16 protein-coding genes and 1 other annotated feature are annotated in these 12,675 nt (G+C 42.0%); all 16 genes read right to left on the reverse strand.

All coding sequences use genetic code 11. The features are described from left to right. Window positions 1–88 precede the first annotated feature (88 nt). Entirely contained in the window at window positions 89–1,375 is a 1,287-nt protein-coding gene (gene obgE / locus ACRRMM_RS03640; protein ID WP_007501521.1) for a GTPase ObgE, read from the reverse strand. A gap of 21 nt (window positions 1,376–1,396) precedes the next feature. Beyond that, on the reverse strand, window positions 1,397–1,990 hold the full coding sequence (locus ACRRMM_RS03645; RefSeq protein WP_007501522.1) for a sporulation initiation phosphotransferase B: 594 nt from the start codon (window positions 1,988–1,990) through the stop codon (window positions 1,397–1,399). A 277-nt stretch (window positions 1,991–2,267) separates the two neighbouring features. Then, window positions 2,268–2,552 (reverse strand): 50S ribosomal protein L27, encoded by a 285-nt coding sequence (gene rpmA / locus ACRRMM_RS03650; protein ID WP_003216586.1) that lies wholly within the window; start codon window positions 2,550–2,552, stop codon window positions 2,268–2,270. Between the two features lie 12 nt (window positions 2,553–2,564). Then, window positions 2,565–2,903 (reverse strand): ribosomal-processing cysteine protease Prp, encoded by a 339-nt coding sequence (locus tag ACRRMM_RS03655; protein ID WP_007501524.1) that lies wholly within the window; start codon window positions 2,901–2,903, stop codon window positions 2,565–2,567. A 14-nt stretch (window positions 2,904–2,917) separates the two neighbouring features. After that, window positions 2,918–3,226, reverse strand: a complete 309-nt coding sequence (gene rplU, locus ACRRMM_RS03660) for a 50S ribosomal protein L21 (protein WP_003216781.1) — start codon at window positions 3,224–3,226, stop codon at window positions 2,918–2,920. A gap of 12 nt (window positions 3,227–3,238) precedes the next feature. After that, window positions 3,239–3,312, reverse strand: a sequence feature (ribosomal protein L21 leader region). Between the two features lie 66 nt (window positions 3,313–3,378). Further along, window positions 3,379–4,248: a M50 family metallopeptidase gene (locus tag ACRRMM_RS03665; RefSeq protein ID WP_428828471.1), complete on the reverse strand. Its 870-nt coding sequence runs from the start codon at window positions 4,246–4,248 to the stop codon at window positions 3,379–3,381. After that, entirely contained in the window at window positions 4,241–5,032 is a 792-nt protein-coding gene (locus tag ACRRMM_RS03670) for a M23 family metallopeptidase (RefSeq protein ID WP_035701746.1), read from the reverse strand. The genes ACRRMM_RS03665 and ACRRMM_RS03670 overlap by 8 nt, the downstream gene beginning before the upstream one ends. Before the next feature lie 109 nt (window positions 5,033–5,141). After that, a complete protein-coding gene (minD, locus tag ACRRMM_RS03675; RefSeq protein ID WP_017358134.1) occupies window positions 5,142–5,945 on the reverse strand; it encodes a septum site-determining protein MinD in 804 nt (267 codons plus the stop codon). A 2-nt stretch (window positions 5,946–5,947) separates the two neighbouring features. Then, window positions 5,948–6,631 (reverse strand): septum site-determining protein MinC, encoded by a 684-nt coding sequence (minC, locus tag ACRRMM_RS03680; protein ID WP_007501533.1) that lies wholly within the window; start codon window positions 6,629–6,631, stop codon window positions 5,948–5,950. A gap of 54 nt (window positions 6,632–6,685) precedes the next feature. Continuing rightward, window positions 6,686–7,204: a rod shape-determining protein MreD gene (mreD, locus tag ACRRMM_RS03685; protein WP_008342803.1), complete on the reverse strand. Its 519-nt coding sequence runs from the start codon at window positions 7,202–7,204 to the stop codon at window positions 6,686–6,688. Further along, complete coding sequence (gene mreC / locus ACRRMM_RS03690) at window positions 7,201–8,100, reverse strand: rod shape-determining protein MreC (RefSeq protein ID WP_007501536.1); 900 nt, start codon at window positions 8,098–8,100, stop codon at window positions 7,201–7,203. The genes mreD and mreC overlap by 4 nt, the downstream gene beginning before the upstream one ends. A gap of 27 nt (window positions 8,101–8,127) precedes the next feature. After that, the gene (locus ACRRMM_RS03695) at window positions 8,128–9,147 is read right to left on the reverse strand and encodes a rod shape-determining protein (protein WP_007501538.1); all 1,020 of its coding nucleotides are present in this window, start codon (window positions 9,145–9,147) and stop codon (window positions 8,128–8,130) included. Between the two features lie 90 nt (window positions 9,148–9,237). After that, window positions 9,238–9,912: a RadC family protein gene (gene radC / locus ACRRMM_RS03700; RefSeq protein WP_026050121.1), complete on the reverse strand. Its 675-nt coding sequence runs from the start codon at window positions 9,910–9,912 to the stop codon at window positions 9,238–9,240. A gap of 48 nt (window positions 9,913–9,960) precedes the next feature. Beyond that, a complete protein-coding gene (locus tag ACRRMM_RS03705) occupies window positions 9,961–10,530 on the reverse strand; it encodes a Maf family protein (RefSeq protein ID WP_056705862.1) in 570 nt (189 codons plus the stop codon). Window positions 10,531–10,707: 177 nt separating this feature from the next. Next, window positions 10,708–11,724 (reverse strand): SPOR domain-containing protein, encoded by a 1,017-nt coding sequence (locus ACRRMM_RS03710; protein WP_046527137.1) that lies wholly within the window; start codon window positions 11,722–11,724, stop codon window positions 10,708–10,710. 157 nt (window positions 11,725–11,881) lie between these two features. After that, a complete protein-coding gene (locus ACRRMM_RS03715) occupies window positions 11,882–12,613 on the reverse strand; it encodes a prepilin peptidase (protein ID WP_428828472.1) in 732 nt (243 codons plus the stop codon). Between the last annotated feature and the right edge of the window lie 62 nt (window positions 12,614–12,675).

The following is a 12,675-nucleotide window of genomic DNA, read 5'->3' on the forward strand; positions in this document are numbered from 1 at the left end:
CTCTCTTACTAAATAGAACGTTTCTTCTTTCACCTGTTTTCTCCCCTTTTAAAAACGGGAGAGCCCATGAACTGGACCCTCCTTTTGATCAATCGATAAATTCAAATTCAAATTCAAGCAGACGAATGATGTCTCCATCTTTTGCACCACGTTCACGCAGGGCATCATCAACGCCCATTCCGCGCAGCTGTCTAGAGAATCGTTTCACTGACTCGTCTCTTGAGAAATCTGTCATCTTAAACAGTCGCTCAAGTGCTTTACCAGTTAAGACAAACGTACCATCAGGATCTCTTGAGATCTCAAATGCTGCTTCTCCTTCATCAAACTTGTACATCACACGGTTATCAGAGAGCTCTTCTTCATTGTAGAGCGGGAATTCCGGTGTTGTTTCAAGCTGATTGGCGATTTCAAATAAGAGCTCACGAAGCCCTTCTCTTGTGATCGCACTAATTGGGAACACTTTATAGTCATCTGTTAATTTTTCTTTAAATGCCGCTAGATTGTCAGCTGCATCCGGCATGTCCATTTTGTTCGCTACAATGATTTGCGGACGCTCTGTCAATCTCATATTGTATTGCTCAAGCTCCTCGTTAATCGTCACGTAATCTTCGTATGGGTCACGCCCTTCAAGTCCAGACATATCAATGACATGGACAATGACACGTGTACGTTCAATGTGGCGTAAAAATTGATGACCTAAGCCAACACCCTCGTGCGCTCCTTCGATCAGTCCTGGCAGATCCGCCATGACAAAGCTTCGGTTATCGTCTGTTTCAACAACTCCGAGGTTTGGCACAAGCGTTGTAAAATGATAATCCGCAATTTTTGGTTTTGCAGAAGAGACAATCGAAAGCAGCGTTGACTTCCCGACACTTGGGAAACCAACAAGTCCAACATCTGCAAGTACTTTTAATTCTAAGATGACGTCACGTTCTTTACCTGGCTCACCGTTTTCAGACAGCTGTGGTGCAGGGTTTGCTGGTGTTGCGAAGCGTGAATTTCCACGTCCGCCACGTCCGCCTTTGGCAATCACAGCCCGCTGTCCATGCTCTGTCAAGTCAGCTAGTACTTGTTCCGTCTCAGCATCTGTCACAACTGTACCCGGCGGAACTTTAACAATCATTTCTTCCGCATTTCGGCCATGCTGGTTTTTACTCATTCCATGCTCACCGCGGTCCGCCTTGAAATGACGCTTATAACGAAAGTCCATTAACGTTCTGAGTCCTTCGTCTACTTCAAAAACTACATCTGCACCATTTCCGCCGTCGCCGCCAGCTGGCCCGCCTTTTGGCACATATTTTTCACGACGGAACGCCACCATACCGTTTCCGCCGTCACCGCCTTTAACATACACTTTAACCTGATCTACAAACATAACTTCCTCCGTTTCTCTGCATCACATATCTCGTTCTTGCCTCAAACAAAGCTCAATCATGGACTCGTGATTCGTCACATGAAATTGCGTTATACTCATACATGGATAGTTTGCGTCATGAAACGCATTTAACGCATCCAAACTTGTTAATTTTCCTTTGAAATCAAAATATAAGATCACATCATTCTCTTCATGATCCGTTTGGAAAGTGACCGTTAAATGATTTTCAGTTTTTTGGCAAACTGATTGATCGAATATCGAAAACAACTCCCGTGATACCGTTAGCAGCTGCGATTCATATGCTGATAAGTCTCGGGTTTCACCAAGCACTTCATATTCTAGGGTGATAAAATGCGACTCCCAATTAAAGGTTAGAAAGTAATAGGCCAATTGGGGAATTTTTAAATTTGAGAGTTTGGATTCATGCTGTGCTTCAATGACCATTTCTTCTATTATTTCGAACACTCGGTCATATTTTTCTAATGTCAAGTTGCCTTTGATTAACTGCAATTTATTCATCCAGTCGTGTCTTGAACGACTAAGCAGATGGATCAATTCATTCGTTAATGCAACGTGAGTTAATTTTTCGTTTTGTTTACTTGGTATCTCTTCCATTATCGCACTCCCAATCGTTTGGTCTCTCTTTTAGGAGTCTTATCATCAATATGTCTCCCTGAATTATAACAGAGAAGACAGCTTAGAAAAACACTAGTTATGTGAGGAAAGGTTGTTTTTTCTGATCGTATAGGAGAAAATGAGGCAAAGTCAGCAAACATTCTTTGATATTTATGGAGTGCATCTTCTTTTATCATCTTCGGTACTACTTGTAAAAAGCGCAAAAGCTCCCTGAATAGTGAAAAAAACTCCAGTCAATGACCGGAGTTTTTAGCAATTATTGTGCCGCAGGATATACGCTCACTTTTTTACGGTCACGACCGAAACGTTCGAATTTAACTGTTCCGTCGATTTTAGCGAAAAGAGTGTCGTCGCCTCCGCGTCCAACGTTTTCACCTGGATAGATTTTCGTTCCACGTTGACGATAAAGGATAGAACCACCAGTTACGAATTGACCATCAGCACGTTTAGCGCCTAAACGTTTAGACTCAGAGTCACGTCCGTTCTTTGTAGAACCTACCCCTTTTTTAGATGCGAAAAATTGAAGATCTAATCTAAGCATGAAGTTCACCTCCTATTTTTTTGTAGATATTCTCACATAATCGTGATAATCTCGTTCAATTGTTTCTAAGGAAACGACCATGCCTTCTAAAAGCAACTGGGCTTTTTCAAAGGTGACTGGATCTGTATCAGCTGGCAGTTCAAAAGAGAAATACCCGCCTTCATCTCCAATATCAAGCAGTGGATCCATTCCTGTCAGTGCAATAATTGAATTGACTGACCCGAAAACAACAGCAGATACACCTGCACAAACGAGATCCTGACCTTTTTCAGCAAACTCGGCATGTCCAGTCATCTGAAAAGACGTAATGCTTTCATCTGCTGGCGACCGAGTAATGGTTGCTTTGATCATATCACTCACACGCCTTAAGCGTTGATTTTTTCGATAACAACTTTAGTGTAAGGTTGACGATGACCTTGTTTCTTGTGGTTGTTTTTCTTCGGTTTGTACTTGAACACAGTAATTTTTTTACCGCGACCTTGTTTTTCAACTTTAGCCGTTACTGTTGCTCCAGCAACTGAAGGGTTACCCACTTTGACAGTGTCTCCGCCGACAAACAATACGTTTTCGAAAGTAACTGTTTCACCTGCTTCAGCAGCTAGTTTTTCAACATAAACAGTTTGACCTTCTTCAACTTTTACTTGTTTGCCACCAGTTTCGATAATTGCGTACATCTCTGCACCTCCTAATAAACTCAGACTCGCCGAATACAGGGGGCCAATAGGCACTTTACACCTGCTCCGCGCGGTTGTAGCACGGGTGCTACATATCCATAACATTAAAAAATATATCAAATTAGACGCTGAATGTCAATGTATTTTCACCATTAGTACGGCAAAAGAAGATCTTCCATGGAAGAGGTGGTTCTTCGATCTGAAAAATAAGCATGGAGCAATTCATTTTCATCGAGCTGGCTCATTTTCACACCATTCCGTTCGATAATAATGGGATGCTTACAGCCTCTTTGGAATCGCGCCATCACTTCATATATTTTCTCCTCAGCACTGGCTCTCAGCGGAATGAGTTTCTCTACCTTTTGCTCTTTTTTACCGTAATAACGTTCTAGTAAAAAACGTACCCTGATATAATGCCGCTGCCGGTGCTCCATCACAAGCGAGTAGGCTAAAAAAGTGAGCAGGATCCAGCCGTTGAATTGCAGCGGAGCAAAACAGAGTAACCCTGCTGTCAAAAGACCGAAAAAAATGAGAGAGCCTTTTATTGCAAGGGCATGTGCCTGTTGGAAAGGGTAAAAAACAGATAAGAGCAAAAAGAATAATTTCCCGCCATCAAGTGGCCAAATGGGCAAAAGGTTCACTAGAAAAATCGCTACATTATAAAAAGTAAACATCGTAAAGACGTCATATGAGATAAGTGAGGCTTCCATGAGAAGCCAGGCGACGAGCTGGAGCGGGACATGCTGAAGCGGTCCGCATAAAATGACCGCCAGCTCTTCTTTTAGCGGACGGTTCCCGTGCTCTTCTACTTCTACCGCCCCGCCAAATGGCAGTAAAAAAATCCGCCGAATCCGCCAGTGATAATAACAAGCAGCCGCTGCATGTCCAAGCTCATGGACACAGACGATGATGAGCAGACAAAGCAGCGGCTTAATTTGACCTGATAGCATGGCAAATGCCATGACTATCCAAAGGAGCGGGTGAACATGGACCTTTGTCAGCATGAGCATCCATCTATTCAAAGGTCATCACCTGAATGGGATCAATAAACTGTTCATTTTGCTTAATGGCAAAGTAATATGTCCCCTTGCCTTGTTCATCAAGCGCAATTTGACCAATTTTTTCCCCTTTATCGACAAAATCGTATAAAGCCACATCAGCTTCTTTTAGTTGGCCGTACCAGCTGTAGCTGTTATCTGCATGCTGCACCACGACTGTAAGCCCTGTATCACTTTTCTTTTTCACTTCTACGACATAGCCTTCTTTCATACTATCGATGGCTTCAGCAGATGTTTCAACTTTCACTCCGGCACCATTTTGCGTAAAGGATTCCTGTACTTTTCCAGAGGCAGGGACAGCCAGTTCTTGATTGGCTTGTACGTCCTTTTGCCCTTCTTTTCTATCGGTTAAAAAGGCAAGTGGGTTTCCGACAGTTTTCTCAAACCACCGGTTGGCGGCGGCAAATTGAAAATCTTGTTCAAAGGTTTGACTGATCATCGGCTTCAGCTGCTGAAAAGGCCCCGCCTGCCCTTTAAATGAAATAGCGGCAATCAGTACAAGAGAGGCAGAAAGTAAACATTTAAGCACAAACGTATTTGAATGAAATAACGGATGGCGAAATTTTTTCGTTTGGTGAGACGTTGACTCGTAGGAAGCCGAGCCAGAATGCTTTTCTTCTTCTGTTAACATGACCCATGGCGGAACATCATCTCTCTTCTTGAAAGCTGCCTTCTTAGGGGCAGCAGCTGGCTGCTTCATTTTGCGGCGCTGCGCTATTTTCTTTCGATACTCGTCCACTCTTTTCATAAGATCACCCTTTACATACAAACAGTTTGTACATTTTATGTGGCGACCTCATATGATATGCAACAAAAAGACCGATTCTCATCGAATCGGTCTCATCTCACGTGAATCATTATGCTCTTACACCGAAAAATGCTTTCAGCTTTGCAAACATCCCTTTGTTTTCTTCTTCAAAGGATTGAAGAGGAACAGATTCACCTAGTACGCGGCGAGCAATATTACGATACGCAATGGAAACTTTATTTTTAGCATCCATGACAATCGGTTCACCATTGTTTGAAGCCTTAATGACATCATCATCATCGGCTACAATGCCGAGAAGATCAATTGATAAATGATGGACAACTTCATCCACATCCATCGAATCGCCATTTTTCGCCATGTGTGTACGAATGCGGTTCACAATCAAACGAGGCGGTTCAATATCCTCTTGTTCCAGCAAGCCGATAATTCGGTCTGCATCTCTCACAGCTGAGATTTCAGGTGTCGTGACCACAATCGCTTTGTCAGCACCTGATACAGCATTTTTAAAGCCTTGCTCAATTCCAGCAGGGCAATCAATGACAACATAATCAAAGTCTTGTTTCAATGATTGAATTAATTCTTTGATCTGCTCCGGCTCTACCGCCGTTTTATCGCTTGTTTGAGCAGCAGGTAAAAGATACAACAGATCCTCGAACCGCTTATCCTTCACAAGCGCTTGGTGAATCTTGCATCTTCCTTCTACTACATCGACTAGATCATAAATAATGCGGTTTTCAAGCCCCATCACGACATCTAAATTCCGAAGGCCGATGTCGGTATCAACTAGACACACTTTTTTTCCTTGAATTGCTAGTGCTGTGCCTAAGTTTGCAGATGTTGTTGTTTTGCCAACGCCGCCTTTTCCTGAGGTAATCACAATAGCCTCGCCCAATTTCACATTCCTCCCTCAAGCCTTGTCAGATTAGGTCTTATATGAGCCAATTGCTGCAGGCGTTCAATGATCATATTGCCATCTATATCTAAATAAGCACATTCCATTTCATTTCCATCTTCTTTTTGATCCGGTGCACGGTTAAACACCTGTGCGATGCGAAGCTGGGTTGGAATCATATGAGATGCCGCAATGACAGCTTGTTTGTTCCCATTACATCCAGCATGCGCTACACCTTTTAATGCACCGAGCACAAAAATATTCCCCCCTGCACGAATGGTGCCGCCAGGGTTGACATCTCCTATTAATAAAAGATCCCCTTCGACATAAAGCACCTGTCCAGAGCGTACAATTTTTGCTACAGAAGTAATCTCAGCCTCTGCTTTTAAACGTCTCGCCTCTTCAGTTGACATGACGTCACTTTCAATAGAGTGAATGACGAGATGTTCATTTTCAGACACCGCTTCAGTTAAACGCGCCTCTTGATCCTCTGTTAAATATCGAAAACCAAGTTTAATATGCACATTGACTTTATGTCCTTCTCTTCCGTCTGTATATTGCTCAAGTAAAAGAACCTCTCGCAAGCCAGAAAGAAGGTCTTCAAACGAACAGTCATCATTTAACTGTAATGTTAATCCGTTTTTTGTACCTTTTATTGTCACATACTGCTGTTTTTGAGTTTTCAAGATGCTCACCTCAACAACATACTCATTTCGCCGTAATTGGACAAACTCCTGCTTTTATTCGTCGATCAGTCCTTGTTTCACATTGATGAAAAAGAGCCTAAGCGGCACAACAAGTATGAGAGACGCAGCAGTATTTAAAAGAATCGTTGGAATAAAGCGTTCGATGACATACGTATTAAAAGGCATAATACCTGGTTGAATCGTCGCTTGAACGCCGTACACATAAAACTCCATCACTGCAACAGCAATCATCGATAGAAAGACAACGACTAACATATTCGTTTGGAGGACTTTGAAGGCTTTTGCTAACAAATAGCAGAGCGCACCAAAGCCAAACATATGAACACCAAGTATACCTGTATACGAAATATCATATAAAAGTCCAAAGATAAATCCATAAATCACACCATATTTTTGATTCACAAAAGCTGTCATAAATACAAGTGCGAGTAAGATGAAATGAGGCGCTAAAATTTGATTGTCTGAAACAAATGGGAGCTTCACTAAATCGACAAAAATACTGTCAAATACGAAAATAAACAACATGACGAAAGCAAGAAGGACACGTTTCACGAGCCTTCCTCCTTCGTTAATTGAGATGCATCTGCCGTACTTGTGCTGCGATTCACAACAATCACACGGTCTAAATTATTGAGTTCAGCAGCTGGTTCTACATAAATAATTTTTGTCAGTCCGTAATGGTCCGGCTCAATTTCACTTACCTTCCCAATCGTCAAGCCCTGCGGGAATACGCCCCCCGCTCCAGATGTTTCAACAAGATCTCCTTTTTTGACATCCCCATCAGCATCGGATTTTAAAATGTTCATTGTCAGCATTTTTTTCTTGCTGTCATAACCGTTAATAATTCCATTGAGTTCTTCTTTGCCCTTTTTCGCAAAAATTTTCGTTGAAATTCTATTATTTTGATCTGTAGAGCTTAGCAACCTTACAGTCGACGTAAAATTGTTGAGCTTATCACTTTCAATTTTCCCAATTAACGCACCACTCTCATTGGTGACCGCCATATCTTTTTCAACGCCTTGTTTTTTCCCTTTATCAATCATGACAAAACTATCCCAAAGGGACGGGTTTCTCGCAATGACTGTTGAAAGTATGGGCGTGTAGTCACGAATAGAGTTCACATATCCGAGCTGCTTGCGAAGCTTTTTGTTCTCATCTTCTAGTTCTTGAAGTTTCGCCTCATATTGGGTTTGTCCATCAAGTTTTTTTCGAAGTCGCTCGTTTTCATCATATGTGTTCTTTAAATCTTGTACGTTCCCATAAATACCGGCAATAAATTGTGATGGTTTATGAAAGACACCTTGAAAAAAGCCTGTCGTATCCCCCACTAATTTTTCCGGCCATGAAGCACCTCTGCCGCTTTTCACTGAAAAACCAATCATGGCCACCAGTACGATGACACAGACAAGGAGCAACATTAATCTTTTATTCATAAAAAACTGCGGCATGTCTTACACCTCTTTATTTACGCCCAATTATCGATTATCTTTAGATTTTCCTTTGAACAAGTGAATATGTTCTAGTGCTTTCCCTGTTCCGATCGCCACACAGTCAAGCGGATCTTCAGCAATAATGACCGGCATTTTTGTTTCATCACTAATGACTTTGTCAAGATTACGTAGCAATGCACCGCCGCCTGTTAATACAATTCCACGGTCCATAATATCTGCTGCCAGCTCAGGTGGCGTTTTTTCAAGTGTCATTTTGACCGCATCGACAATTGTTTCCACCGTATCGCGAAGCGCTTTTGCAATTTCTTCTGCCGTAATAGAGATCGTTTTTGGCAGACCTGTTAAAAGGTCACGGCCGCGAATGTCCATCTCATCATGTACGTCAGGCTGCGCAGAACCGATTTCCATTTTAATCGCTTCTGACGTGCGATCACCAATCATAAGATTATACGTTTTACGAATGTAGCTGCTGATCGCATCATCCATTTCGTCTCCTGCAACACGGATCGATTGAGATGTCACAATACCGCCAAGTGAGATAATGGCTACTTCTGTTGTACCGCCGCCAATATCTACAACCATGCTTCCAGTTGGCTCCCATACAGGAAGGTTAGCACCAATTGCCGCAGCAAATGGCTCTTCAATAGGGTATGCGTCACGAGCACCAGCTTGTCTTGTTGCATCAATGACTGCACGCTCTTCTACTGCTGTAATACCAGATGGTACACACACCATCACGTACGGTTTACGAGCAAAAAGCCCTTTACCTTTTAATGCTTGATTAATGTAATATTTCATCATTGTTGCTGTCGTCTCGTAGTCTGCAATGACTCCGTCTTTCATTGGGCGCAGTGCCACAACATTACCAGGTGTACGACCGATCATGTTTCTAGCGTCATTTCCAACCGCCACTATAGACTTCGTATCAGTTTCCAAAGCTACGACCGAAGGTTCTCTCACAACAATGCCTTTTCCTTTAATAAAAACAAGCGTATTCGCTGTTCCAAGATCTATTCCAAGGTCTTTTGTACCAATTCCAAACATATGTATGTATCTTCCTTTCTTAAACCAAAATTCCCTTTAGGGAAAAACTCATAAACTCTATTATATCGTAAAACATTGAAAAAAAAAGTGTTACAAATACCCTTTTTCCTTCAAACTCACAAATTTTTGATCACCGATCACTAGATGATCAAGCAGCTGTATTCCAATCAGCTTCCCACATTCAAAAAGTCGCTGTGTGACTTCAATATCTTCCCTGCTGGGCGTCGGATCTCCAGATGGATGGTTGTGCACACATATAAATGAAGCGGCCGAACGTTTAAAGGCCTCTTTAAAAATTTCGCGCGGGTGAACAATCGACGAATTTAGACTTCCGATAAACACAGTATGTTTATGAAGAACTTGATTTTTGGTATTGAGATAAAGACAAACGAAATTCTCCTGCGTCAAAAATCGCATATCTTCCATCACAAAATTCGCACCATCTTCCGGCGTGCGGATCACATAACGGTTGTCCGTCGTTTGATGGTGTAATCTAGTGCCGAGTTCTAAAGCAGCTAAAAGAGAGATCGCCTTCGCTTTTCCAACTCCTCGAATCTTTGACAATTCTTCAATCGAAGCTTCCTTCACAGAACGAAGACCACCAAATGTTTGTAAAAGTCTTGCGGACACTTGAAGAACTGATTCCTTTTTTGTGCCTGTTCTCAAAAGAATCGCGACAAGTTCATGGTTTGATAAGCTGCTTGGGCCATATTTGACAAATCGTTCGCGCGGCTTTTCATCATGAGGAAAATGCTTTAGCAGCATAGGGAAATGATTCAAGATCTACACTCCTTTTTTGATTCCTTCCCGTCATCAAAAAGGGGTGATACCAAATGTTTCAAGCACTCTGACTGTTTTAGCAATAGGGAGTCCTACAACGGAAAAATAATCACCGTCTATTTTTTGTACAAACAGGGCACCTTTTCCTTGAATGCCGTAGCTTCCAGCTTTATCAAGAGGCTCATCGGTTTCAATATAGCGGTCTATTTCATCTTGTGTAAGCGGCCAAAATGTCACGTCTGTCTGTTCATAAAATGTTTCTTTTCTATTCTCTGATTGAATCGTGACACCAGTCAAGACTTGATGTGTCTTACCTGACAATAATTGAAGCATTGAGGCTGCATCTTCCTTGTCTTTTGGCTTTCCAAGACATTTGCCATCAATTGCAACAATTGTATCTGCACCAATGATCACAGCTTTGGGATGTATTTTTTGAATATCATTTGCTTTTTGTTCTGCCAACCATTGGACGTTCTCAGCAGGAGAAAGGTTTCGATTTATTTCTTCTTTTAAATCACTTGCTTGAATGTCATAAGAAAACCCTGCTAAATCAAGCAATTCTTTTCTTCTAGGTGATTGAGATGCGAGTATTAACTGGTTCATGTTTGTTCATCCTTTCAGGGTTTAGCCTAAGAGGTAAGATACCCATTCATCCTATCAAATGAATATCTTACCGACAATTGACGAAAATGCCATTTTCATGTTCCTACATCATTATGTTGGAAGCAAAAGAAAAAAACTAGTCATTTTTTGACTAGTTTGGCTGTTAAAAACATGATTTTACGTATTTAGTTGATCTAATAGCGCTTGCTGAGATTTCCAGCCATTTTCAGCAGATGGGTCATTTAAAAGCTGAACAGCTTTCAGCAAACTGCTTTTAGCTGGTGCATCGGTTGTTTTGGCATTTTCGAGTTCAGAAATCAGCTGAGTGACTTCTTTTTGATCCACATCTTCTCCTGCAATCACCTTAGAGGATAAGACAGATGCCTTCTCTATTAAACCTGTCAGCTCATCCGGCACTTGAAACGAGAGCTCTTTTCCTCCCCATGCTTCAAAGTGCTGATCGATCAATTTTTTCCCAACGGCACTTGTCATCCCTTGTTCTGTGGCAAGTCCGGCAATCACATAATATCCATCATCCATTGATACCTTTTTACCTGCATATCCTGCCTCTTTTAAACTGTCCACTAAGTCATCTGCTCCTTTTTCAGAAGAAAACTTTCCAGCCTGCACCACAAAGGTTGAAAAATGACCTGATGCACTTTTTTCACCTTCATTGTCCTTTGACGTATCTGCAAGATCAGCCGGTGGCGCATCTCCCCCAGCTTTCGCCGAAGGTCCGCTTCCAGATGCTGAGACGCTGATATGATCGCCTCCTGATGGATTGGCAGACCCATCTTTACTTAAACTTAATGCAAATACACCGAGGCCTGTCCCTAGAACGACTGCAAACACAATCGTAGTCATCACTCGTTTGAAGGGACCGCGATTTTTACTGAACTTCTGGTCAAAAGAACCTTTTTTCTTTTGATAAGGTGTGACGACCTTTGGATCCGAATGGTAAATGTGATCAGCTGCATCGTCCCATTGAAAATCTTCTTCTTTCGGTTTGGACGGTTCCTCCTCGGAAGCGGCTGTCTCCTGTTCCGACTGCCTCTTTTCCTCCCAGTTCGAAAACGTCACTTGATCCTCTTGCTGTTTTTGAGGTTGATGCTCTTCTCCATGCAGCATTTCTTCCTTGCCATTAATATTGACCTTTAACCCTTGTTTTTTTGCCTGCCTTTTTTTCACTGTCATTCCCCGCTTTCTGACATTGTTTGTAAGAAAGACCTTTCTGTCCAATGAAATAGCGCGAATGTAACCCGTCCTTCTTTCTGTTTCACACTTTAACATAGCCAATAAAAAAAAGAACAAGACTTTTGTCGGCAGGTTCAAAAAGTGTTCGCCAATTTTCTCATCCAAAAAAATCGCGAATTGGGTTTAACAGATCACCACAAAAAAGATAAAGCCAGAAAGAACAAGCGATGGCAGGAACAAAAGGAAAGGGTTCATTTGCCTTGTAAGAAAACACCTTTGCGTAAACCATTCCCGTGACAGACGAAAGAAAAAGAATGATCAGAAACGGCTTAAATCCGAAGCAAAATGCAAGCACACCAAATAGTTTGACATCCGCTCCCCCCATACTATTTGGCTTGAAATGTTCTAAACTATAAAACAAAAGAAGACAAATAAGAAGGGATGCCGCTCCTTCCCACCAAATAAAAAGCGGTTCTTGCGTGCGGTATATGACGAAAAGAGGAAAAAAGAAGAGAAAGAGCTCGTTTGGTACTCTCATATAAAAAAGATCGCTCACGACAGCAATCACGAATAAACTACATAGACTCACAAGAAAAAAGCCCTCAAAAGAGAAACCAGCATGTCTATAAACGAGTAAAAAAAGGCCGCCTGTCAACAGCTCAACCAGTGGATAAAGCAAAGAGAGCCGGGTTCCACAATGCTTACATGACCCTTTCAATACAACATAAGAAACAAGCGGGAGCATGTCGTGAAAAGAAAGCGGCTCTTTACAAGCTCCGCAGTGTGAACGAGGAAAAAGAATGGACCGCTTCATCGGAAGCCTCTCACCAACTAGATGAAAAAATGACCCCATGACCATGCCTGTGAAAAACATAAAAAAATCGATCAAATTAGGTGACTCCTTCCGGAAATAGAATAGACCGGATTGTACCATAGCGATTCACCCTTGAT

It is taken from the genome of Bacillus sp. XT-4, assembly GCF_050864245.1.
GTDB classification, from domain to species: domain Bacteria; phylum Bacillota; class Bacilli; order Bacillales; family Bacillaceae; genus Bacillus; species Bacillus altitudinis.